Origin of the sequence: Flavobacterium sp. IB48 (assembly GCF_016405855.1) — a bacterium.
GTDB classification, from domain to species: Bacteria; Bacteroidota; Bacteroidia; order Flavobacteriales; family Flavobacteriaceae; genus Flavobacterium; species Flavobacterium ginsengisoli.
This window is the reverse complement of record NZ_JAEFCA010000004.1, coordinates 395,408-419,740: the sequence shown is the minus strand read 5'-3', so window position 1 is coordinate 419,740 and position 24,333 is coordinate 395,408. Positions and strand designations below refer to the sequence as shown.

At 32.9% G+C, this 24,333-nt stretch carries 18 protein-coding genes; 5 read left to right on the top strand and 13 right to left on the bottom strand.

Annotation, left to right across the window (positions count from 1 at the left end; all coding sequences use genetic code 11):
• The first annotated feature begins 298 nt into the window (after positions 1-298).
• Positions 299-2,029 carry a PEP/pyruvate-binding domain-containing protein gene (locus JC605_RS23920; protein ID WP_370569056.1) on the top strand — a complete coding sequence of 577 codons (1,731 nt, stop codon included), beginning with the start codon at positions 299-301 and terminating at the stop codon, positions 2,027-2,029.
• Positions 2,030-2,158: 129 nt separating this feature from the next.
• Here the strand turns inward: JC605_RS23920 and JC605_RS15300 are convergent, their stop codons facing one another.
• From JC605_RS15300 to JC605_RS23910, 12 genes are all read right to left on the bottom strand, one after another.
• Positions 2,159-2,584: a DUF4956 domain-containing protein gene (locus tag JC605_RS15300; RefSeq protein WP_233074126.1), complete on the bottom strand. Its 426-nt coding sequence runs from the start codon at positions 2,582-2,584 to the stop codon at positions 2,159-2,161.
• Between the two features lie 39 nt (positions 2,585-2,623).
• Positions 2,624-3,673 (bottom strand): tetratricopeptide repeat protein, encoded by a 1,050-nt coding sequence (locus tag JC605_RS15295; RefSeq protein WP_198857024.1) that lies wholly within the window; start codon positions 3,671-3,673, stop codon positions 2,624-2,626.
• A gap of 150 nt (positions 3,674-3,823) precedes the next feature.
• Positions 3,824-4,549, bottom strand: a complete 726-nt coding sequence (locus tag JC605_RS15290; protein WP_198857023.1) for a toxin-antitoxin system YwqK family antitoxin — start codon at positions 4,547-4,549, stop codon at positions 3,824-3,826.
• A 95-nt stretch (positions 4,550-4,644) separates the two neighbouring features.
• Entirely contained in the window at positions 4,645-6,567 is a 1,923-nt protein-coding gene (yidC, locus tag JC605_RS15285) for a membrane protein insertase YidC (RefSeq protein WP_198857022.1), read from the bottom strand.
• Positions 6,568-6,646: 79 nt separating this feature from the next.
• A complete protein-coding gene (locus tag JC605_RS15280; RefSeq protein ID WP_198857021.1) occupies positions 6,647-8,263 on the bottom strand; it encodes a CTP synthase in 1,617 nt (538 codons plus the stop codon).
• Positions 8,264-8,479: 216 nt separating this feature from the next.
• Positions 8,480-8,806: a DUF2752 domain-containing protein gene (locus tag JC605_RS23915; RefSeq protein ID WP_370569058.1), complete on the bottom strand. Its 327-nt coding sequence runs from the start codon at positions 8,804-8,806 to the stop codon at positions 8,480-8,482.
• Between the two features lie 75 nt (positions 8,807-8,881).
• On the bottom strand, positions 8,882-9,292 hold the full coding sequence (locus JC605_RS15270; RefSeq protein WP_198857019.1) for a DUF4190 domain-containing protein: 411 nt from the start codon (positions 9,290-9,292) through the stop codon (positions 8,882-8,884).
• 104 nt (positions 9,293-9,396) lie between these two features.
• Positions 9,397-9,627, bottom strand: coding sequence for a DUF3820 family protein (locus tag JC605_RS15265; protein ID WP_008462478.1), 231 nt, complete (start codon positions 9,625-9,627; stop codon positions 9,397-9,399).
• Positions 9,628-9,922: 295 nt separating this feature from the next.
• Complete coding sequence (gene nagB, locus JC605_RS15260; RefSeq protein WP_177210273.1) at positions 9,923-11,851, bottom strand: glucosamine-6-phosphate deaminase; 1,929 nt, start codon at positions 11,849-11,851, stop codon at positions 9,923-9,925.
• Positions 11,852-11,875: 24 nt separating this feature from the next.
• A complete protein-coding gene (locus JC605_RS15255; protein WP_198857018.1) occupies positions 11,876-13,255 on the bottom strand; it encodes a sugar MFS transporter in 1,380 nt (459 codons plus the stop codon).
• A 165-nt stretch (positions 13,256-13,420) separates the two neighbouring features.
• A complete protein-coding gene (locus JC605_RS15250; protein WP_198857017.1) occupies positions 13,421-14,302 on the bottom strand; it encodes a sugar phosphate nucleotidyltransferase in 882 nt (293 codons plus the stop codon).
• A gap of 6 nt (positions 14,303-14,308) precedes the next feature.
• Positions 14,309-15,400 (bottom strand): galactokinase family protein, encoded by a 1,092-nt coding sequence (locus JC605_RS23910; RefSeq protein WP_198857016.1) that lies wholly within the window; start codon positions 15,398-15,400, stop codon positions 14,309-14,311.
• A 231-nt stretch (positions 15,401-15,631) separates the two neighbouring features.
• On the opposite strand from JC605_RS23910, the gene JC605_RS15240 reads away from it, so the two are divergent.
• Positions 15,632-16,672: a LacI family DNA-binding transcriptional regulator gene (locus JC605_RS15240; RefSeq protein ID WP_198857015.1), complete on the top strand. Its 1,041-nt coding sequence runs from the start codon at positions 15,632-15,634 to the stop codon at positions 16,670-16,672.
• A 193-nt stretch (positions 16,673-16,865) separates the two neighbouring features.
• Here the strand turns inward: JC605_RS15240 and JC605_RS15235 are convergent, their stop codons facing one another.
• A complete protein-coding gene (locus JC605_RS15235) occupies positions 16,866-17,504 on the bottom strand; it encodes a sugar-binding protein (RefSeq protein ID WP_198857014.1) in 639 nt (212 codons plus the stop codon).
• A 679-nt stretch (positions 17,505-18,183) separates the two neighbouring features.
• Between JC605_RS15235 and JC605_RS15230 the strand changes: the two genes are divergently transcribed.
• The 3 genes from JC605_RS15230 (at position 18,184) to JC605_RS15220 (ending at position 24,326) form a co-directional block, all read left to right on the top strand.
• On the top strand, positions 18,184-21,282 hold the full coding sequence (locus JC605_RS15230; protein WP_198857013.1) for a TonB-dependent receptor: 3,099 nt from the start codon (positions 18,184-18,186) through the stop codon (positions 21,280-21,282).
• Positions 21,283-21,313: 31 nt separating this feature from the next.
• Positions 21,314-22,825: a RagB/SusD family nutrient uptake outer membrane protein gene (locus JC605_RS15225; protein WP_198857012.1), complete on the top strand. Its 1,512-nt coding sequence runs from the start codon at positions 21,314-21,316 to the stop codon at positions 22,823-22,825.
• A 94-nt stretch (positions 22,826-22,919) separates the two neighbouring features.
• A complete protein-coding gene (locus tag JC605_RS15220) occupies positions 22,920-24,326 on the top strand; it encodes an aryl-sulfate sulfotransferase (protein ID WP_198857011.1) in 1,407 nt (468 codons plus the stop codon).
• Positions 24,327-24,333 lie beyond the last annotated feature (7 nt).

The window sequence follows — 24,333 nt, the reverse complement described above, 5'->3', positions numbered from 1 at the left end:
CTTTTTTCAATCGATAACTTTCACGCAGATTTATACAGATTAAAGCAGATTTGCAAAGATTTAAATTTAATTCGATAATGTAAAATTGACAAAAACAATTTCACCCAATGAGTTCTTTTTTTAATTACATTTAATCATCTATTTGTATTATATGAAAAAATTCATTTACAGCTTATTTTTCCTTTTCATCTTAACCTCTCTAAGTGCACAGTGATTTAGCGCGTCCCTGCCAAATTATGAAGCTTACAAGGCATTTAGAGGAAAACCTTTGTCTGATAAATTTTCGAATATTGAATCAGTGAAGGTAATTTATGATATGCGAAAACAGAAAATGTATTATTTCAACAGTAACCTTATTTTGCTTCACTATGATTTCGTTGTTAATTATTTAGGCTACAGCCAAGATCTTGAAGTATTCAACAATGAAAATTACAGCGATACAGAAAAAAACAGAGACTTTCTTCTCGGAAATTTAAACCACATAAAAGGAACAGATAAGTGGATTTTCGAACTTGCTGCATCCGATCATATGCCAGTTCCATTAATTGAACGTTTTTTTGGTATGGTTAAAAATTCCACATTTATTGGCGAAAAACTAAAATTCTATTTGAACAATCCCGATATGATGCAATGGTATCAAGAACAGAAATTCAAAATTCCGTGTGTTAAATCAGATTATATTTTTGGCGAAATCAAATATCAAGAAGTTGTTCGAGGAACTAATATTGGAATTCTAAAAAAATACAAAATCAAGGAATTGGAATCCACAAAGCCTAATTCTGACGAAATCATTATTTTGGATGGAACACCTGATGTTCTTCCAAATGTGCGAGGAATCATTGTAAATGAACTCCAGACGCCTTTAAGCCATTTGGTTCTTCTAGGAAAAAACAGAAAGATTCCGATTATGGCTTATACCAATATTGAAAAAGATAACAATATCAAAAAACTGCTTTCTAAAAAAGTAGAATTAAAGATAGAAGTCGATACTTTTTTCATCAAAGAAACAACCAAAAAGATTCCAGTAAAAACCTCTGGAAAAAAGAAAAAACTCATTATTGATAATAGCATTACCGAATTAGTAAACTTGGCTGAAATTCCTAAAAAGGGGGTTAATTATATTGGTTCAAAAGCACAAAACATGGCGTATTTAATTGCTATTTCAAAAGAAATTCCATTTAAAGTACCTGAAAATGCGCATGCTATTCCGTTTTACTATTATACAAAGCATATTCAGAATCCTGCTATTTCTCCATTAATTGCTGAACTTTTAACTTTTCCCAAAAAAGATTCTACAATTTGGATCAATAAACAGCTTAAAAAAATTAGAGACGCTATTAAAAAAGAACCTATTGATCCTCAATTAATTTCAAAATTGAACACCGCTTTTAAAGATGCAAAATTCAAAAATTTCAGATTTCGCTCTTCTACAAACGCAGAAGATTTGGATGATTTTAATGGCGCTGGATTGTACGATTCAAAAACTGGAATTATAGGTGATTCTATCAAAACTTTCGAAAAAGCCATAAAACAAGTTTGGGCAAGCGTATGGAATGAAGCTTCGTATAACGAAAGAGAACTTTTTGGAATTGATCAGCAAAATATTGCAATGGGCGTTTTAGTACATCGCTCTTTTCCTGACGAATTGGCAAATGGTGTTATCATCACAAAAAACATTTTTAGACAAAACTTTCCTGGAATTACAGTTAATGTTCAAAAAGGAGAAAATTCGGTTGTTAAACCCGAAAAAGGAGAAATCTGCGAACAATTTGTCGCTTATCATTTTAATGACGGAAAAGACGAAACCGATTTTGATATCGATTATACTTCCAATTCCAATTTAAACAATAATGAGCCTTTATTGACCAGAAAAGAAATGAGTAATCTGTATGATGTCAGCAAAAAAATTGAAACCAAAATGTATCGATATTGGCGTAAAAACCAATTTCATCCTGTAGATATTGAGTTTAAAATTGTCGGCGAAAAAAGAGATTTATACATCAAACAAGTTCGCCCTTTCAACGATTAATAGAATACTAATAAATCTATTTCGTTGTTTGCAGTATTGATTAGTACAATTCTAAAATCAAAATCTTCAATCTTAATTTTCTCTTGAATTGATTTTCTAATTATCTCTGTGTTTAAAGAAAAATTATCGTCAAGAGAAATTTTTCATATCAACGGAATTTAGATATTTTGACGCTTTCTTATTGACAATAATTGAAGCCGCGATGTAAAATCCGATGATAATAATTTGAAAAAAGAGCAACAATTCAATCTTTTCAAACGGATACATAATGTCTAAAATAGACAATGTGATTGTTGCAAACAGAAAGATGATTGCATTTACTGTAAAGGATTGTGTCCTAAAACGGAGTATTGAAAAAATGGCAAAAAGACCAAAACCAATTCCAACGCCAATTTCGATTTTTGTAAAAAGATAACAAAGCGAAAAAGTGCAAAGTCCTACAATAACCATTAGTGGATTTATAGTAGCATTATCTTTTCTGTTGGAGAAAAAATACAAGATCAAAATCGAAAAAAACAACAACAAAAATCTTCCTAGAAGCTCTTTTAAATCCATTTTATAAAAATATTAGCAAATTAAGATTAGATCTTTTTATCACTTAAAACCCCATTTATAATTTTTAGACCATTCATAAAAATCATCCAGTTTATTCTGATTTTTTTTATGCCATTTTACAACATCATCTGTTTCAGCATCGACATATGCAATATAAGCAAAAGGCTCTATTAGCTTTTTATTTTTCATTTCTATAAAATAAGGCGCCAAAAAATTCCAATAAAAACCTTGATTTTCTTTTTTCCCTTCATCTAATGAAGCACAAATCACTTCAATTTTTCGAATAAAATTCTCTACTTCAGTTTTTTTGATATTCTTTTTATCAAAATCTAAACTAGCGGTTATAGAAAGTATTAAATCTGTGCTAGAAAAATCATTTTCTTTTTTTACTCCTGTAGAATCTGGAAGCGTTGATGAATCGATATTAATGGTTATTGCTTTTTCGCCGGTTTGTGTTACCCCTTTCATCAAGAGACCTTTTAGGTTTTCAAAATTCTTCTTCGATCTATTGGTTTGCGGCTCTACAATTAAAAATCTTGAAAAAGCCAGAACAGCGGGAATCCTATTAGAATTTGATTCTAATATACCAATAGCGTTTAATGAACCAGGATGTTTTGGATTTATAGCCAGAGACCTTTGAAAACATGAAATAGCTTCAGAACTATTATTGAGATTTGCATAACAAATTCCTTTATTAAAATACAATTGATAATAATCTGGAAACTTTCGTATTCCTTCTTCGTAGATTTTTAATGCTTCTTCCGTTTTATTTAAATGATCTAGTGCATTTCCATAATTTACATAAATATTTTCTAGTCCGCTATTGGGATGCGTTGCAATAGCATGTTTTGAAATAGTAATAACTTCATCAAACTTCTTTATTGAGTTTAAGGTTAATGATTTCTCAATTAATGCAAACAAATTATCTTTATCAAGACTTAATGCGTTATCATAAATTTTGATAGCACCTTCATAATCGCCCTTATCATGAAGAACAATTCCTTCTTCAACTAATTTATCTGCATCAGCTTGATTTTGTGCATAAACACCTGTAAACAACAAGAGAAATAGTAAAGTTTTCACTTTCATAAACGTTAAAATTTAAGTTATAAACTTACTATATTTTACTTATATAAAAACAATTTTTACAAGAAAACAATTGCAAAAAAAATGGACTCAAAAATTCATTTAAGTCCATTGATTCGTCTATTAATTAAATTTATAAAATTGAAATCAAAATTATTTCTTTGAAGTTCCTACTTTTTCAGAAGCTTTATTCGTGTTTTTAGGATCGCTCATATTCACTTCTTTCACTAATTTTCCTTTCTGATAAAACTGCCACATTCCAGCTTTTTTACCATTCACAAATTTACCTTTAGAAGCAACCGATTTGTCTGAATCATAAAAAACGGCATCTCCATTATATTCGTTATCTTTAAAATTAGATTCTTCCAAGAGTGTTCCGTCTACTCCCATTTTCTTATATGCTCCTTCTTTTAAACCATTTTTGTACATCATCTCTTCAGCAATTTGAGCATTTGGATAATAAATAGTTTTTAAGCCTTCTAATTTTCCATTTTTATAATTCTCAACTGTCATTAAAACTTTAGAAGCTTTGTGATAATATTTCCATTCTCCATCACGTACTTTTCCCACTTCTTTTCCTTCGCTTACCTTATTTTTATTTTGATCAAAAAAAATAGTGTACGAACTTCCATCATTTGCACTAAAATCTCTTGTAGCGATAACGTCTCCTTTTTTTGTATCATCAAAAAATTTAAAAATACCTGTTTCTTTTCCGTGATCAAAAGTTCCTTCGTAACGTGGGCGTTTAGATTCGGCGTAAGTTCCTTTCCAAAGTCCATCTTTTTTTCCAGCTGCATCTAGTTTATTACTTTCTGACTGCGCATTCGAAATTAATGTTATTAGGAATAATATCCCAGATATGATTTTTTTTGAGATCATAATAAATTCTATTTTTTAAGCTTAACGAAAATCTTAATTATAAAGTATAATGGTATAAAAAAATCCCGATAAATCGAGATTTTTTTTATTTAGAATTATTTCTTCTTTTTATTCTGTGCTTGAGCTTTTGCTGCTTCTTGCTGTTCCATTACATCTTGAAGACGCTGTTGGAACTTACTTGGCTTTTTAGGCTCTCTTTGTTTGTTTTCTTGAATTTGAGCGTGAATTTTATCACTGTCTACAATATAATTCTTGATAACAAACATAATTCCGATTGTAATTAAGTTTGAAATAAAGTTATACAAACTCAATCCTGATCCGTAATTATTGAAGAAAATCAACATCATTAATGGCGAAACATAAATCATGATTTTCATCATTTTTGCCATATCTGGCATACCTTCTTGCTGAGGAGCTGCCATTTGTTGGTCTCCTGAAGTCATTTTCATGTAGAAGAAAATCGCAATTGCCGCCAAGATTGGGAACAAACTGATGTGATCTCCGTACATTGGAATATTGAATGGTAATTTTACCACCGAGTCAAAAGAAGATAAATCGTCTGCCCAAAGGAAGCTTTTTTGTCTTAATTCAAATGCTGCAGGGAAAAACTGGAACGATGCATACATGAAAGGCAACTGAATCAATGCAGGAATACATCCTGCCATTGGGTTTACACCCGCTTTGTTGTACAGTTTCATTGTTTCCTGTTGTTTCTTCATTGGGTCTTTTTTGAATTTTTCTCCCAACTCTGCAATATCAGGTCTTAAAACTTTCATTTTAGCCTGAGACAAGAATGACTTATAAGTAATTGGCGACATGGCCAATTTGATGATAATTGTAAAGATAATAATCGCAATACCTAATGATAAACCGATTGTTGAACTTAAGAATCCGAATAACGGAATGAAAATCCATTTGTTGATCCATCCAAAGATTCCCCATCCTAATGGAATAATCTTTTCGAAGTTTTTATCGTATGCTTTTAAAGTTTTGTAATCTGCAGGACCCATGTACAAATTCATTTTGTAATCGATCTCTCCATTTGAAAACGCTAAAGGCAAATTAGCTCTAAACTGTTTTGTGAAAACAGTATCAATTTTATCATCTTTAACTAAATCGTCAGATTGTAATTTTGAAGTTTCAAAAGGTTTATCTGTAGATAAAATTGTAGTAAAGAAATGCTGTTTGAACGCTACATAACTAACTTTTGTAGGGGTTTCTTCTTTACCTTGTCCGTGCGAACTTACGTTGTTGTATTTTGATTCTTCGTATTTGTAATCAATTTGTGCATAACGGTTTTCATACGCAACGCTTTTTTCGTTTCTGTATGTTTTTAAATCCCATTGCAAATCAACTAGTTTAGCAGAATTTAAAACTCTGTTTAAACCTTGAGAACGAATATCAAAACCAACTAAATAATCGTTTGGTTTAAGAATGTATTTATATTCTAAAAATTCATTAGCTCCAGCTTTCAAACGCATAGAAAGAACTTGGTCTGCACCAATTTTTTCTAATGTTGGCTCAAAATATAAATCTTTAGAATTTAATGTTCTATTATCTGTAGTAAGAAGCTGTAAATTTAAGTTTGAGTTATTATTTTTAATTAACTCAACTAACTCACCAGAACCTTTTTTTAATCTTTCGAATTCTTTTAAAGTAGCTTCAACAATATATCCACCTTTATTAGCAATCTTCAATCTTAATTTTTCGTTTTCGATTGTAGTAAAAGCTTCTTTTGCAGAAGGAAGTGTTGCAGAATAAGCAAATCCTCCTAAAGTTTTTTGCAATTGCGCCAATTGAACTGTATCTCCAGGAGTTACAGCTGCAGCTGGTAATGATGCCGTTTTTGCTTTATCTGCTTTTGCTTGTGCTTCTTGTTTAGCAACTAATTCTTTCTTGGCTTTTTCAGCAGCGATTTCTTTTTCAGAAGGCTGATTTTGATACATAATCCAAATCAAAATTCCAAAGATCAATACAAAACCAATGATTGAATTGAGGTCTAATTTTTTTTCTTCCATTATAATTTAAAAAAGTTATTCATTGAAGCTTATTAGTAATGAGTTTGTCTCAAAAGTTACAAGTTTCTCAAAATATTAATTACTGTTTTTTATGCGCATTTACTGCAGCTGCCACAAAGTTTACAAAGATTGGGTGCGGATTTGCAACTGTACTCTTGTATTCTGGGTGGTATTGTACACCAATGAAAAATGGGTGGTTTTCAAGCTCTACGATTTCTACTAAACCTGTATCAGGGTTAACTCCCGAAGCTTTTAAACCAGCTTTTTGCAATTCATCAGCATATTTATTGTTGTACTCATAACGGTGGCGGTGACGCTCCGAAATAGTTTTTTCTCCGTAAATTCTATACGCTAAAGTGTCTGGTTTAATATCGCATTTCCAAGCACCTAAACGCATTGTTCCTCCTTTATCGGTTACATTTTTCTGTTCTTCCATTAAACTCACAACCGGATGAGACGTTTTATCGTTCATCTCTGTAGAGTTTGCTTCTGCATATCCTAAAATATTTCTAGAATATTCGATAACAGACATCTGCATTCCTAAACAGATTCCGAAGAAAGGAATGTTGTTTTCACGTACAAAACGAACTGCTTCAATTTTTCCTTCAATACCTCTTTCTCCAAAACCTGGAGCAACTAAAACTCCGTCTAGAGAGCCTAATTTCTCTTCTACGTTATCAGCATTGATATGCTCTGAGTGAATAGAAATTACGTTTACTTTTGTTTCGTTTGCAGCTCCTGCATGAATGAACGCCTCTAAAATAGATTTGTAGCAATCCTGCATTTCTACATATTTCCCAACCAAACCAATGTTTACTGTTTGTTTTGGGCTTTTTAATCTTTTTAAGAAAGTATTCCAGTTTTTAAGATCTGGAGATGCTTTTTTAGGTAAATCTAATTTCTTTAAAGCTACAACGTCTAATCCTTCTTCAAGCATTAAGTTTGGAACTTCATATATAGTAGAAGCATCAATTGACTGAATAACCGCTTCTTTCTTCACATTACAGAATAAAGCTAATTTCTGGCGTAATTCCTGAGACAATTCGTGCTCTGTTCTACAAACCAAAATATCTGCTTTAATACCGCTCTCCATTAAAGTTTTAACAGAGTGCTGTGTTGGTTTTGTTTTCAACTCACCTGCAGCAGCCAAGTAAGGAACTAATGTCAAGTGAATAACAATTCCGTTATTTTCACCTAACTCCCAAACTAATTGACGAACAGATTCTATATAAGGTAGAGATTCGATATCACCAACCGTTCCACCAATTTCAGTAATTACAATATCATAATCGCCAGATTTACCTAGCAATTGCATTCTGTCTTTGATCTCGTTTGTGATATGAGGAACAACCTGAACTGTTTTTCCTAAAAATTCTCCTCTTCTTTCTTTTTCAATAACCGAAAGATAAACTCTTCCTGTAGTAACATTATTAGCCTGAGAAGTAGGAACGTTCAAGAAACGCTCGTAGTGCCCTAAGTCTAAGTCCGTTTCAGCTCCATCATCTGTCACATAACATTCTCCGTGCTCGTACGGGTTTAGTGTCCCCGGATCTACGTTAATATATGGATCAAATTTCTGAATTGTAGTGCGGTATCCTCTTCCTTGTAACAATTTTGCCAAAGATGCCGCGATAATCCCTTTTCCTAATGAAGAGGTCACACCTCCTGTAACAAAAATATATTTTGTTTGATTCATTCTGTTGTTTGTTTGTAAGTAGTTGTGTAAAAAACTTGGCAAAAGTACAAATTTAATTAGACAATTTATCAATTCCAGAATGAGATAATTTTTAAAATTTTAAGCACATTTTATTTTATATACTTCCCTATCAATTATATTATCAAAATGAATGCTTTTTATCATTATTAGCTAAAAATTCATAACTAAAACTAAAAAACACAATGTAATTAATTTCTAATAAGGGAGTATTAAATTATAAAAACAAAAAAGGAAAGAAAGTGCGCTTATAGATACATCAAAAATTAATACTTTTTTGAATATGGAAAAAGAAATGATCCAATTAATCAAAAATCTAGCAATAAGCTGAAAGAAAAAGAAACAAAAAATTTTTATAGAAAATGGATTGTAAATAATCGCCTCCTGAAAATGAAATCGAAGGATTTGAGAAAAAGCTCTTGTAAGTCCGCGGCTTTTACAGTATGCCAAAGGCAATCCTTCACAGGATGATTGCAAACCAAAATTTAAATAGGGAAGAAAAAAGCAATAAAAAAAGACAAACATAATTAGGAAAGCCAGAATTACGTTTATCTTTTTATAAGAATCAATTTCTTGGGAAAGAAACATTTATTCAAGAAATTATTTTACAGTAGTTTCTATTGTAGTAGAATCTACCTGTACTTTTACATTTAAAGAATCATCTGTTTCTATTTTTTCTATTTTGACAGAATCTAAAGCTCTCTTAATTTCATCTTTGTGTTCTAAAGCCATAGAACCTACTGAGCCTACAAAAATAGCAACCCAGATAATAACAAAAACTGTTGCTGCGATTCCTAAATAAAGACCCGCTTTCGGCAAAGAAGTCGATGCATTTTCTTTTTTTGCTTGATTTAAAGCAATAGCTCCAAACACAATCGCAAGGACGCCAAATATTACAGCTATAAAACCAAAGCAAGGGATAAATGCTGCCAATACACCTATAATACCAAAAATTAAAGCGATAATACCTAGCGACTGACCAGCATTTGAAGAAGGTAAATTGTTTTCCATAAAAAATTGTTTTGTTAGTTCAGACAAAAATAGAAAACGACTAACACAAACTATAACTATAGAATCTAAGTTATTAACAATTAAATTAACCTTCTTTTTCTGAATTAAGGTTTTGGATATTGTTTTTTGATATTTCGAATCAATTCTTCCAATCCGTTCAATTTCAACTCATAAATTAATTGTAATTGTTGTCCTAATTCTCCTTTTGGAAATCCTTTGTTATGATACCAAACTACGTAATATTCAGGTAAATCTATCAAATATTTTCCCTCGTATTTTCCGAAAGGCATTTTGGTGTGGGCTAATTTTATGAGTTGTTTTTTGTCTTGATCCATAGTTTTTAAGAAGAAAGAAGCAAGAAGAAAGATTTTATAGATTTTCTGCTTATTTCATTTTATACAAAACTACCATTTATTTTTTCTTTTGCCACAGATTAAAAGGATTCTCACAGATTATAACTTAGCTTCTCAGCAACTCAGCAACTTAGAATCTAAACAAAAAAAGAAGCAAGAAAAAAGAACCTATTTTCGTTCCCTCTTCCTGCTTCAAAAATATTATTTAAGCTTTATTACTAATTTTCTAAAAGACTAAAAAAAACTTAGAATCTCAAAACCTTAGCAACTTAAAATCTTAATAGTGCCATCTCACAAAAGCCTCCATTGCAGCATAAGTCGCAAGACCTAATTGGTGGTACAATTCTGCTGTTTCACGGTTTCTGTCTTCTGCTCTCTGCCAGAACTCTCTTGCGTCTGTTCCTTGAAAAACAACACCGTCTTTTTGAGATTGGTGTTTGAAAATTCCGTGACGTTTTGCCAAAACCTGATCAGGACTCATTGGAACTGCCATTTCAACTTCATCAATTCCCCACTCTTGCCAAGCTCCACGGTATAACCATAACCAGCAGTCGTTCATGAATTCTTTAGGTTTTAAAACTTTAACTGCCTCAAAAATAGCATCTAAACAAACTTTATGTGTTCCGTGTGGATCTGCTAAATCTCCTGCTGCATAAATTTGGTGCGGTTTAATTTTTTCAATTAAATCTACTGTCAACTGAATATCCTCTGGTCCAATTGGTTTTTTCTCGATTGTTCCTGTTTCATAGAAAGGCAATTCCATAAAGTGAATTTGAGAATCCGGAAGACCAACAAAATGACTTGTAGCTCTCGCCTCTCCTTTTCTGATTAAACCTTTAATATAGCGAACTTCTGGAATATCAATTTCACTATTCTTTTTGTTCTGCAAGAATGCTTCTGCTTTTTTGTAGATATTATCTGCCTCTTCGCTTTTGATTCCGAATTTTTCATTGTAATCAATTACGAATCTTGCGAAACGTAAAGCTTCATCATCTGCCACCGCAATGTTTCCAGACGTTTGGTACGCTACATGCACTTCGTGTCCTTGCTCTTGAAGACGCATAAAAGTTCCTCCCATACTGATAATATCATCATCAGGATGCGGACTAAAAATCAATACACGTTTTTTTGCCGGCTCTGCTCTTTCAGGACGATTTGTATCGTCTGCATTTGGTTTTCCACCTGGCCAACCCGTAATTGTATTTTGTAATTTATTAAATATCTTAATATTAGTGTCATAAGCTGGACCTGAATCTGCCAACAAATCGCTCATACCGTTTTCTATATAATCTGCATCAGTAAGCATTAAAATTGGTTTTTTAAGATCTAGTGCCAATCCTAAAACTGCTTTACGAGTTAATTTGTCTGTCCAAACAATTTTCTCAACCAACCAAGGCTTGTTGATTCTCGTTAATTTTGAAGAAGCTTCTTTGTCTAAAACAAAAACTGCGTTGTTGTGCTCTTGCAAGAACGAAGCAGGAACTCGGTTTGTAACTTCATCTTCAACAGATTTTTTTACAATGTTTGCTTTTCCTTCACCCCAAGCTAACAAAATCACTCTTTTTGCTTCCATGATTTTTTTAACACCAAGCGTAATCGCAGTTCTTGGCGTATTATTTAAACCAAAGAAATCTTTACTTGCTGCAACTCTTGTAATATGATCTAAAGCCACCAAACGAGTTTTAGAGTTTTGAAGTGAACCAGACTCATTAAATCCGATGTGCCCGTTTCCTCCAATTCCAAGAATCTGAAGATCGATTCCGCCTAAAGCTTCAATTTTAGCTTCATATTCGTGGCAGTAATCTGCAATTTGTTCTTTAGTTAAAAGTCCGTCTGGAACGTGAGCGTTTTCAGGTAAAATATCGACATGATCAAACAAAAGTTCTTTCATGAAACGAACATAACTGTTGATTGAATTTGGTTCCATTGGATAATACTCATCCAAGTTAAAACTGATTACGTTTTTGAAACTCAAGCCTTCTTCTTTATGAAGACGCACTAATTCAGCATACAAACCTTTTGGAGAAGAACCGGTAGCTAATCCTAAAATACAAGGTTTTCCTTCTTTTTGTTTTTCTTTGATTAAAGACGCAATTTCCTGCGCTACTTCTTTTGAAGCATCCGTTGAGTTTTCAAAAACAACTGTGTTAATGTTTTCGAATCGTTTTTCGAAACCTGTTGCTTTGTCGATTTTACTTTTTAACATGATATATTAATTTTTATTTTTTGTTCAACTATTCCATTTCCTATATTTATGCCCTTTCACAGCATAAAACAAAATCATTGCATAAGAAGGCAACAACATTAAGTACGCCAATTGATTTCCACTTTTTGAAACATTTTGCATATTTTTTGCAACATTTGCAGAATTGATACTTTCGGTGATCATTCCATAAAAAAGTGGAAAAACTGCTCCACCGATAATTCCCATAATCAAAATAGCACTTCCAATCTTTGTATAACCTCCTAAATCCTGCAGAGCCATTGGCCATATTGCTGGCCAGCACAATGCATTTGCTAGTCCCAAAAGCGCTACTAAAAGTATCACCAATGGTATATTTGGAGTTCCAGGCAATGCAATCATTATCTTTGGAGAAATCAAAACAATTGCCGTAACTAACACCAAACCAAGTAATCCAGACACTTTTAAAGCAGTGACTTGCGAAACATATTTAGGAATCAAAACTATACCAAGAATATAGCCGATCACCATTGCTGACATGGTAAATGAGGTTAATTTAAGATAAAAGTTCCCTTCTTCACCATAAACTCCCAGCTGTTTTCCGAAAGCTCCGATTGAATCTCCCGCCAAAACTTCGGCAGATAAATACAACATTAGAGTTATTACTCCTAAAACCAACTGTGGGTGCTGAAAAGCATTTTTAATTTGTTTAAAAACACTTAATTCTGACACATTTCCATCTTCGCCTAAATCAATTTCTGGAAGAGGAGAAAATTTCACCATTAAAGCTAAAACTGTAATAATCAGCCCCATATAAAGATACGGTGTTTGCAATTGTAAAGCAAGAGAATTTAATGCGCTAGTTTTTGCAGCTTGATCCATCAAGGCAATTTTGTCTGCGGTAAAATCCTGCATATTAGACAAAACCAAAATAGTAAGCACAATTGGTGCAACAAAACCTGCCAATTTATTTGCAATTCCTAAAACGCTGATTCTTGCAGCGGCACTTTCTCTTGGGCCAATTACAACAACATACGGATTTGAAGCTGTTTGTAAAACTGCCAAACCAGTTCCCATGATAAATAAAGCTAATAAAAACAAGAGAAATGTACGACTTGAAGCCGCTGGATAAAACATAAATGCTCCCGCGGCGATAATCAATAATCCTAAAGAAATTCCGTTTTTATATCCCACTTTTTCAATAATGTAAGAAGAAGGAACTGCCATTACAAAGTAGGCAATATAAAATGCGAAAGTCACAAAATAGGCTTGCGAAGAAGTTAGTTCGCAAGCTAATTCAAAAAACGGAATTAGTGGTCCGTTAAGCCAGGTTACAAATCCTAGAATAAAAAACAATAAAGTTAAAATTACCATCGGAACAATGGTACTTTTTTTCTCCAGCTGTAATGTACTTTGAATGTTTGTCATAATTTTTGGTTGATTTAGTTATAGATTTATTTAATTCAAAATCTAAATTAGAATCAACTCTCACATTATTGATTGCGTAATTTATGCAAATATCTGCATTTTTTTTGCAAAACAAAAGTACTACATTAAATTTCCTTATTCTCTAATTTAGATATGAAAGTTTTGTTAATTTTTATTATTCCAATTTAAATCTGGATAATATTTTGCCAAATATGTTTTTACTTCGGCAATATCTTCTTTAGCAGTCAGGTCAGGAACGTGCTCAGAAAACGGAATTCCGATCGTTGTATTCGGATTTTCCTTAACGGAGTTCAAAAGAACCGTCGGAAGCTCCTTTTCATCACGCTCCGGATGAACAGGACAATTTTTAAGATGTATATATAAGGTCTTGCCGTTAAACTTAAAAGCATTCATACTAACACGTATTTTTCCTTCTGCATCTTTATATTGCTCCAAATCTTCTTCTGTAGGCTTTTCTAAAATATCCAACAACTGATTATTCTGGTCCAATTTTGCAATTGCAAAACGGGAAATACGCTCTAGCGGAAAATCCATTGCATCGCGATCATAACTAATAAAAGCATTCGGACTTTTAGTTTCTCTCAAAGCACGCAATGCTTCAGCCGAATACAAATTATCGCTATTACAAACCGAATAAAACTGCGAATTTAATTCTGGATATTGCTCTACAGCTTGAAACAGAGCATCTGCAGTTCCAAAAGGCTTTACTCTTCCTTCAGGAATATACTGAACAGCAAATGAAATATTGAGTCCGTGAAAATCGTTATCCTTCATTTTACTTCCATAAAACTCTTTAAATAATTCTCCTTGTTCTCCTATTATAATATAGATATTTTTATAGCCTGCTTTTTTCGCATTCCATAAAAGATAATCCAAAAGAGGTCTTCCGCTTGAACCAACACCTATTAAGCCTTTACTTCTTTCGTTGGCCTGCGCAATTTCTTCTGGAGATAAACTATCTGTAACCGCTTCTTTTTTCATACGAGAAGAAGCTCCGCCGGCTAGAATTACTAAACTGTCGTGCATTTTATTTTAAATTTCAATATTATCAATAATTCGTACTCCTGGATCAACATTTACCGCGTAAGCTTCTTGGGCTCCAGCATCTAAAATCGCTTTTATAACCGCATCTTCGTTTTTAGGATCGGCAATTACAACAATACTTCCGCCACCGCCAGAGCCCACAATTTTTGCTCCATATGCTCCTGCTTTTAATGCAGCGTTAACCATTGCATCAATTCTTGGGACGGTAATTTTTAGTAAATCGCGCAAAACTTCATGATGTCCATTCATTAATGCTCCAATTTTTTTAAGATCTAAAACTGGTTTTTCGAATTCCTTTAACGCTTCTTTGGTATAATGGTAATTCTTGATTGCTGCTTCAAAAAACGGAATCATACGATCTGGAAGGCAATTTCTGTATTTATCCAAATCCTCTATTTCAGCAGCATTTAAATCAAACTGTGGATAATTCTGTTTTACAAGATCAATTGCCATTAAAGCATTGCCTTTTAATTCGCCAAGCAAACCAATAGTTTCCTTTGGAACACCTGAAACTCCTGTAATCAATCCTTTTAATTCTGTTCCTATTACATCAAAAGAAAACGGTTTTTTTGTATTGATATAAACGATATTTCCAACGCCAATGCTAAAATGATCCATCATTCCGCCAGGTTCTCCGTGTTCCAAAACTTCAGATTCATAACCTAATTTAGAAAGAAATTCGGGCGTAACTTCATGATCTATTCCAAAAGCTTCTATCAGAAAACGAATCCAAGCCATCAGCAAAGCCGACGAACTCGATGTTCCCGAATTAATCGGAATGTCTCCGGTAATTGTAATATCATAACCAGATGTAGGCTTACAGCCGTGTCTGCGCAATACGCGCAATGAGGAAGCAAAATAATCTCTTGATTCTAATTTTTCGAAAGCCTCGTGTATATCAATAACTCTAATTTCATTAATATCAACCATATTCAGAACAAATGTCTCGGTCTGATTTTCTGTTGCAATCAATTTAATATTTCGATCTATCGCACAGGCTATAACAGGCAACCCTAAATAATCTTGATGATCTCCAAAAAGACAGGTTCGGCCGGGAGCTAATGACGTAATTTTTTTCACTTAAACACTTTGTGTTAAAACACTTTATTTCAATAAATTAAAGTGCTGTTTGGTTATAGATTTATTTTAGTTTTTTGGTTTTGATTTCACGAAACTAGAGATTATATTTTTATAAAACAAGAAAAAATATAAAAATGTGCTCGAACACACTATTTTTATGTTCTCGAGCACATTTATTAATTCTTACAGAAAAAATGCGTTTATTAAATCAAAGTTTTTATATTTGTCTATATGGATAAAAAGTACACAATTAAGGATATTGCGCAAATGGCTGGAGTTTCTAAAGGAACTGTAGACCGTGTTCTGCACAACAGAGGAAAAGTCTCTCCTGCTGCACTCGAAAAGATCAATGAGGTTTTGAATGTTATTGATTATGAACCCAACTTAATTGCGCGAAATTTAAAAAGCACAAAAGTGTACCGCATTTGCGTTTTGCTTCCAGATCCTGTATTTGATCCTTACTGGCTTCCTTGCGTTAACGGAATCCAAGATGCGATTACAGAGTTTAAAGCTTACAATGTTGTTATAGAAATACATTATTTTAATCCAGAAAGCACCAAATCTTTTTTAAAGACCAACGAAGCGATTATTTCTCAATCGCCTGATGCCGTTTTATTGACTCCGCTTTTCCATAAAGAAACCATCGAAATTATAAATCAATATGATGAACTGGGAATTATGGTTAATACTTTTAACAACCAGGTCGAATCTTCTTCTATCAAAAGTTTTGTGGGACAAGATTTGTACAAAAGCGGTCGTGTCGCCGCGAGTCTAATGAATTTGATTCTTCAGAAAGGCCAAATTGCGATTATTCATATTGATGAAAGTCTGAAAAATGCCGTTCACATGCAGGAAAAGGAACGAGGTTTTAGAAGTTATTTTGACGAAAAAAATCTTCCTGATTACTCTTTAACCACATTAAAACTGAAATATTCCAACATAGAAAATAAGCTCACTGCTTTTTTAGATGAAAATCCAGATTTAAGCGGAATTTTTATTACAACTTCCAAAGCATACCAAATCGCCTCTATTTTATCATCAATTACAGACAAAAAGATTGCTTTGATTGGCTACGATTTAATTGATAAAAATGTTAGCTTTTTAAACCAAGGCTTGGTTCATTTCTTAATTCATCAAAATCAAAAAAGACAGGCTTATTTAGGCGTAAGCACTTTGGCAGATCATTTTATCTTTAGAAAAGACATTCCGGAAACCATTTTGCTTCCTATTGATATTATAAATGTAGAAAATGCTTCTTTTTACGTTAGTTAAGGAGTTTTGCCGCTAAGACGCTAAGGCACCAAGTTTTTTTAAACTTTTACCAATTTAAATCTCGCAAAGGCACTAAGACGCAAAGTTTTTTCACTTTCAAATTATAACCTTAATTGCCTCTAGCTTTAGCTGGAAGCAATTGAAATTTCTTTTTCCTTAAAAAAACTTTGAGCCTTCGTGCCTTTGTGGCAAATTACTTCATCAAAACAAATTTCCCAAAAGAAGAAGCGATATGAAAATTCGGTTCTGCTGTATTTGGATTTATCCAAGAAATCCATGTTGGTTCATAATTTCCGTCTTCAGCTTTAGAGAATTTAGCTCGGTAAACTCCAACTTCCATAATATTATCATGGATCAAATCTAATTCTTCTAGTGAAGCAATACTAATTCTCCCCACAACAGTAAAAGAATTTTGTTCTTTTACCGATTGTATTTCCAACTGTTTTTCTGGCCATTTCCAATTGTAATCAAAATTCCAGTTCGGATAAGCTTCAAAATCCAAAATACGTGCATCTACATCCATTTCCAAACAATAATAGGGACTTAGTTTTTCATCTTTTCTAAAAAACAGCTCTACTCTATCTGAATTACAAATACTATCTGTAGAATTGTCTTTTCGATCAATATAAACCTCTGAATCAAAAACTTGAAAATTAAAATACAGATAATCTAAATCCCAAAGCGCACGAAATTCAATTTTCAGAACTGGATCATTATTCCATGGCGAAGTAAAATCAGTTAAACAATTTGCTTTTTCCCAAAAAAAAGAATCTAAAATCTGAGTTACATTCTTTTCATTTTTATCGATTATTTCTACGTGGTATTCTTTCAAAATTCTTCTTCTTAAAATCTGTTAATTTTTCATTTTTAAAAAAAGTCAAAATGACCATTAATTCATTTCGCGATTTCGGCTTTTTCCTCCATGACCAATATAGTTCAAAAATTGAATTAAAAAACAAACCGAATTCATAATAAAAACCAAAAATTCTCTTCATTTCTGCATAAGAAAAGACTGCTTAATTTTTACGTTTTTCATTTAGTGATTGCGAAATTCATAAGTTTTTAATAAATCCTTATTTAAAATTTAAAAAACAACACATTTCACAGGTGCTGCTTTTTCTAAAATATTTTAAAAATATCACATCTTTTTAAGTGTAAAAAAATGTATTGTATAATTTTATGTGCTCGAGAACATAAATTTTGTGTGTTCGAGCACATTTTTTGTGTTTTTTCTTGTTTTATAAAAATATAATCTCTAGTTTCGTCAGAGATTAATCTTAAAACTAAGTTAATTATGTAAAAATTAGGGTGATTTTTAATCTTTAAAAAACAAGAAAACAGAACTAAACAAGCCGTGTTTAGAGCAAAAACAAAACCTCTTATTTGTATAGAAAACGACTTAATCAACACATAACTAAAAAAAGTAAAATGAATTCCACGATCAAAAAAGAAATCTAAAACCTACAAACAAGAAAAAAACAATTAAACATTAACCAAAACCAATTTAAAGTATGAAATTATTAACCCAAAAAAAGCCAAGAGATTTTCGGATTAAAAATTTATCCAGCAAAGAAATCGGAATAACGGTTCTCTCGTTATTAGTTTTTACATGTCAAGCCTCTGCAGCTTCTTCTATAAATATTTCGGATAAGAACAAAACGGCGTTGTTTTTTGAAAAAACAGTAAAAGGTACTGTAACAGATCAAAATGGCATGCCTCTTCCTGGTGCGAATGTTACGGTTAAAGGCTCGTCTAAAGGTGTTCAAACGGATGTAGATGGAAGCTTTGTTATTACAGTTCCTGATAATGCTACAAAACTTGTGATTACTTACATTGGTATGGAAGATCAAGAAGTAGCTATTGGAACTACTCCTCTAAAAATTGCCATGAAAGAAGCAGGGCAAAAACTAGAAGAAGTAGTAATTGGATACGGAAAAGCAAAGAAAAAAGACATTACTGGTTCTGTTGCTTCTGTTGGAAAAGACAACTTAAACTTAGGTGGTACTGTTTCAAACGTTGGACAGGCATTACAAGGACGTGCTTCTGGAGTTCAAGTTCAACAGAACAGTTATGCTCCTGGAACATCGCCTACTATAGTTGTTAGAGGAGGAAACTCTATTACAACATCAAATGCTCCATTATATGTAGTTGATGGTTTTATTACAAGTACTGGTGCATCTATTAGTCCAAATGACATAGAAAGCATTCAGATTCTTAAAGATGCCGCTTCTACTGCCATTTATGGTTCAAGAGGAGGAAATGGTGTTATCATGATTACTACTAAAAAAGGAAAATCTGGAAAAATGCAGATTGAAGGTGAAATTTCTGATGGTTTCCAAAACATTATTCAGGAACCATCTCTTTTAACAGGTCAACAATATGCTTCTATTCAGAATGCTATTGCTGCTGAAAATGGCAGACCTGCAGTTTTCCCTTCAAGTTTTCCAATTGCCAACACAAATTGGTTTGAAGCGGCAACTCGGCCAGGCGAAGTTCTTAATAGAACGTTGACTTTTAGCGGAAGCGATAAAACATCTAAATTTTTCTTATCTGGAAATTACTTAAAACAAACTGGAGCAATACAAAACACTGATTTCACAAGATATAGTGTTCGTATTGGAACAGAGAAAAAATTTACAGACAAATTAACTGTAGGAGCCAATGTTTATGGGGCTGCAAGTGAAGGACATAATAGTGATTTTGGCGATAATATCTTATCTCCTATGTTTTCTATTCAAACTGCTCCTCCGGCAATTCCAATTTATAATGCAGATGGTTCATACTACAAATATCAAGGAAAAGATAATGCTTTAGCGCTTTTATTAGAACCAACTGATCATACTATTAACAGATTGGTTAATGGAAACATGTTTATGGATTATGAAATCATAAAAGGCTTAACATATCATTTTGGAGCTGGTGCAGAGTGGCAGGAAAATATTCAAGGTAAATATACTCCACGAACACTTGTTGCAGGAGCTGCCTTAAATGGTTCTGGATCTGAAGAAAACAAAACCTATTTCAGATGGAGTACAGAACAATATTTAACCTATAAATTTAATATCAAAGAGCAGCATGCATTTACTGCAATGATTGGAACATCAAACCAAAAAGATACTTACGAAAGAATGAAAGCTTCTGGTTCTGGTTTTGCAAATGATGTATTAACGTATTACAATCTAGAAAGTGCTTCTGTTTATCTAAAACCTGAAACTCAAAAAACAGAAACAAAATTGACTTCTTATTTTGGTAGGCTAACTTATGCTTTTGACGATAAATATTTAGCTTCATTTACATATAGACTAGATGGTTCTTCTCGTTTTGGTCCAAATAACCAATATGGTAAATTCCCTTCGGGAGCAGTTGCATGGAGAATTTCAAAAGAGGCATTTATGCAAAATTTGGAAACCGTTTCTGAACTAAAATTAAGAGTTAGTTACGGTATTACAGGTAATGATGGAATTCCTGATTATTTATATCTAGCTAATCTTGCTCCTTGGAATGTCACCATTTCTGATGGTTCTTTTGTAGGCGGTACTGAACCAAAAAATTTATCAAATCCTGATCTAAAATGGGAACAGCAAGCTCAAGCTAATATTGGTCTGGATATGGGATTCTTTAATGATCGATTGACTGCTACAATTGATGTTTACAAAAAGAAAACAACAGATGCTCTTTTGAATGTTCCTGTTGGAGGATGGTGGGGTTTTAATACTCAAACACTTAACTCAGGTACTATCGAAAATAAGGGAATTGAACTTGGTATTAGCAGTGAGAATTTCAAAAATGATAAATTTTACTGGAGAACTTCACTAAATCTTGCCTATAATAAACAAGAGGTTGTTTCATTGGCAGAGAATGTTAAAATAATTAGTTACAACACTTCTAATCCAAGCGGTACGGTTTCTGGTCGTGAATTTACAAGATTAGAACCTGGAAAAGAAATGGGTGTATTATATGGATTTAAATATGCTGGAGTAATAAAAACAGGTGAAACTTATGCTGCGCAACCTGGTTCTAAACCTGGAGATCCTAAATACGAAGATTTAGATGGCGATGGATTGATTACGGCTAAAGACAGAACTTATTTAGGAAATTCTACTCCTCACTACATTGTTGGTTTTAATAATGATTTTAGATTCGGAGATTTTGATGTGAATCTATTTTTCCAAGGTGCTCTTGATTACTCTGTTTATAACATGACCAGAATGGTTGGAGAATCAAGCACAAGTACTGATGCTTTGAATCGTTGGGTTGCTGGTACAAATGAAAATACTGATATTCCAAGAGATGGTTATTACAAAAGTGCTTATGGTAGTTATGTAAACTCAAGGTTTGTTGAAGATGCTTCTTACATACGTCTTAAAAATCTATCTATCGGATATTCTATCCCAGAAAGCCTTTTAAAACCAACCAAATTTATTGATAATATAAGACTATATGCAATAGGGCAAAATTTATTGACAATTACAAAGTATTCTGGAAACGATCCTGAAATAAATGGACACACTACTACTGCTACAGCGCAAAATCTTGGTGGAGGAATTGATTTTAACTCATTCCCAGCTTCTAGAACGTTTATATTAGGGATCAAAATAGCAATTCATTAATAGCTTTTTCAATAACATTAAACTTATCAAAATGAAAAAATATACAATTTTATTGCTTTTACTTGCTGCTGGACTTCAATATTCCTGCAATGAGGATCTTGATCCTACAGTATATAGCAGTTTGACGACTACTAATGGATATCAAACCAAATCAGATGCTATTGCCGCAGTTAATTCTATTTACGGCAGACTAAAAGGACCATCTGTGGGTGATAACTTTTCGTATTGGGCTACAAGACACTTCGCATTAACTGATATTGCGACAGATTTAGGACATTGTCAATTTGGAGGAGATCCTGGCCAATTGTCTTTAGGAACATGGAATTCTGCAAATGGCTTACTTTTAGAAGATTGGAATGCAATGTATAAATTAATTTCCAATGCTAACAATGCTATTTATTACATCGGAAAGATGTCTTCTGTATCAGATATTGAAAAAGCACAGTTTATTTCTGAGGCAAAATTTTTAAGAGCATCTGCTTATATGGATTTGACTGACTCTTGGGGACCTGTTGTTTTAATGACCGAAGAAAACATAGCAAATCCAAGTTACTTAGCGCAGACACCTCCATCATCTGTAGAAGAAATTGACGCTTTCATTATTAAAGACCTTACAGAAATTGCTGCTATTTTGCCTGTAAACTATAAAGAAAATGCAATTTATGGCAGTAATGATGTTGGCCGCGCTACAAAAGGCGCTGCCCTTACTTTACTAGCAAAATTATACTTACGCAATCACGATTGGCAAAAAGTAGTTACACTTACTCAGCAGGTAATAGATCTAAACGAATATCGTCTTTATCCTTCTTACTTAGGTTTGTTTAAAGAAAGTAACAAATGGTGCAGCGAAAATATCTTCTCTTCTTTAAGTGATGCTAATACAAACGGAACAGAATTATTAAACCACTTTGGTCCTGTTGATCACCCTGTAGTTCAAAACAGATGGCAGTATTATACTGTAAACTGGGATTTCTATAACACTTTTGGTGATGAAGATGAAAGAAAACAATGTTTCTTCCCAGAATTTGAAGGGACAGACGGGTTACTTCACAAACAAGCGCCTTCATTAGGAGCTCAGCCACCAGCTGGTGAATTTTATATGCCAGACGTTTCTACTAGAAAATATGCCGATGATGAAACTACAACATATTACGATGGGCATAGTGTAAATATCCTTCGTTATGCTGATGTTTTATTAAGCCGAGCTGAAGCCTTAAACGAAATAAGTGGTCCAACTCAAGAAGCGATAGATCTAATCAATCAAGTAAAAGGAAGGTCGCATGCAAAACTTTTGGTTTTATCGGCTCTTACGCAAACTAGTTTGAGAGATGCTATTTTACAAGAGAGAGGATGGGAACTTTTCTACGAAGGAAAACGTCGCGCCGATTTGATCAGAATGAACAAATATGATGTTCTGGTAAATGCATACCATCTTAGAGTTGGTGAAGCAGCTTTAATCAAAATGCCGCAAAACAAATATTACACTTATCCGCAAAGTCAGGTTGACCTTAATCCAAATTTAAGCAACGCCGACAGACAATAAAAAAATAATCAGGAACAGACAGTAAAACAGTCTGTCTGTTCTTGTTTTTTTATATAAAAAAGTATTTTTCTGTTTCACAAAAGAAGCTTTTCAAATGATCAAAAAATTAATATTAAAAGGAAGTTTTATTTTAGTTCTCCTTGCACTGGCAAGCTGTTCTAAAAGCCAAATTATCTCCAATATCAATATTGGCACTCATAGCAACAACGAATTGAAAATTCAAATCGATGTTACTACGAATGACCAAGCTCAGGTATATGCAGAATATTGGTCTGACAAAAAAGGAATTGAAAATAAAATAACCTCTCCTATTTCAAATACTGGTTTAAAACATTCCTTGGTACTTTGCAACATAATTCCAGAAACCGATTATAGTTTTCAATTAATTACAGTTCAAGACGGAAATAAACAAACTAGTAAAGTTTATGCTTTCAAATCAAGAAAACTTCCAGAATGGCTACAGAAACAATTCAAAGCCAATTGTCCGAAACCAGAATTATTGCCTGAAAATTTCAAAAAAGGCTTTATGCTTTTAGCGAAAAGAGAAACTCCAGGAACAGCTTATATTGTTGATTACAAAGGAAACTTAAGATGGTATCATACTATTGAAGGAACTGGATTTAAAGTTACTCACTTTACAAAAGACCAAACGATTCTTTCTATTTTGGGTACAAATGACGAACCAACAAGTTATGGAAGCGAAATCCTTGAAATAAATTTTCAAGGCGATACTTTAACCCACATCAAAAAAGGACAGGGCGATTTGAAGCAGGTTCTTCATCATGAAATCATAAAAAAATCGGCTGACGAAATTGTCGCTTTAACTGTTGAGCAAAAAATAATCGATTTGACTTCTATTGGAGGGAAAAAACAAGATACCATCAACGGAGACGGAATTATAATTTTAAATAAAAAAGGAAAACAGCTTTGGAAATGGAGTGTTTTTGATGATTTAGATCCGTTTAAAGATAAAGATTTACTAAAAACCAAAAAGGATTGGACGCATGCCAACAGTTTGAGTTACGATAAAGATGGAAACTTTTTAATTTCTTTCTACAACAATGGCCAGATTTGGAAAATCAATTCTAAAACTGGAAAAGTAATCTGGAAATTAGGGAAAGGCGGAACTATGAAAATGGCTCCAGATGCTAATTTCTCCCAGGCTCATGCCGCACATATCGATCAAGAAGGCAGTTTATTATTTTTTGATAATGGAGTCGACATCAAACAATCTTCTGTTTTTGCCTTAAAAGTAGACGAAAAAAACAATGATGTAAAACTTGATTTTCATATCAAATTACCAAAAGATATTTACAATGACCGAATGGGAAGCGCTTACATGATCAATAAAGACCTCTTTTTGGTTTGTTGTTCTAAAAGACATATTACAGTTTTGACAAATAAAAAAGGAATACTTATTTGGGCATTAGAATCTGAAATTCCTCCATACAGAACGATCTTTATTCCTGAAGAAAAACTAAAACCTTTTCTTCTAAATTAAAAAAATA

What these genes read in the sequence shown, in the direction of transcription:
- JC605_RS15300 (WP_233074126.1), bottom strand. Translation starts at nt 2,584, where the DNA reads ATGGATTTAAAAGAGCTTCTAGGAAGATTTTTGTTGTTGTTTTTTTCG.
- JC605_RS15295 (WP_198857024.1), bottom strand. Translation starts at nt 3,673, where the DNA reads ATGAAAGTGAAAACTTTACTATTTCTCTTGTTGTTTACAGGTGTTTAT.
- JC605_RS15290 (WP_198857023.1), bottom strand. Translation starts at nt 4,549, where the DNA reads ATGATCTCAAAAAAAATCATATCTGGGATATTATTCCTAATAACATTA.
- yidC (WP_198857022.1), bottom strand. Translation starts at nt 6,567, where the DNA reads ATGGAAGAAAAAAAATTAGACCTCAATTCAATCATTGGTTTTGTATTG.
- JC605_RS15280 (WP_198857021.1), bottom strand. Translation starts at nt 8,263, where the DNA reads ATGAATCAAACAAAATATATTTTTGTTACAGGAGGTGTGACCTCTTCA.
- JC605_RS23915 (WP_370569058.1), bottom strand. Translation starts at nt 8,806, where the DNA reads ATGTTTGTCTTTTTTTATTGCTTTTTTCTTCCCTATTTAAATTTTGGT.
- JC605_RS15270 (WP_198857019.1), bottom strand. Translation starts at nt 9,292, where the DNA reads ATGGAAAACAATTTACCTTCTTCAAATGCTGGTCAGTCGCTAGGTATT.
- JC605_RS15265 (WP_008462478.1), bottom strand. Translation starts at nt 9,627, where the DNA reads ATGGATCAAGACAAAAAACAACTCATAAAATTAGCCCACACCAAAATG.
- nagB (WP_177210273.1), bottom strand. Translation starts at nt 11,851, where the DNA reads ATGTTAAAAAGTAAAATCGACAAAGCAACAGGTTTCGAAAAACGATTC.
- JC605_RS15255 (WP_198857018.1), bottom strand. Translation starts at nt 13,255, where the DNA reads ATGACAAACATTCAAAGTACATTACAGCTGGAGAAAAAAAGTACCATT.
- JC605_RS15250 (WP_198857017.1), bottom strand. Translation starts at nt 14,302, where the DNA reads ATGCACGACAGTTTAGTAATTCTAGCCGGCGGAGCTTCTTCTCGTATG.
- JC605_RS15240 (WP_198857015.1), top strand. Translation starts at nt 15,632, where the DNA reads ATGGATAAAAAGTACACAATTAAGGATATTGCGCAAATGGCTGGAGTT.
- JC605_RS15230 (WP_198857013.1), top strand. Translation starts at nt 18,184, where the DNA reads ATGAAATTATTAACCCAAAAAAAGCCAAGAGATTTTCGGATTAAAAAT.
- JC605_RS15225 (WP_198857012.1), top strand. Translation starts at nt 21,314, where the DNA reads ATGAAAAAATATACAATTTTATTGCTTTTACTTGCTGCTGGACTTCAA.
- JC605_RS15220 (WP_198857011.1), top strand. Translation starts at nt 22,920, where the DNA reads ATGATCAAAAAATTAATATTAAAAGGAAGTTTTATTTTAGTTCTCCTT.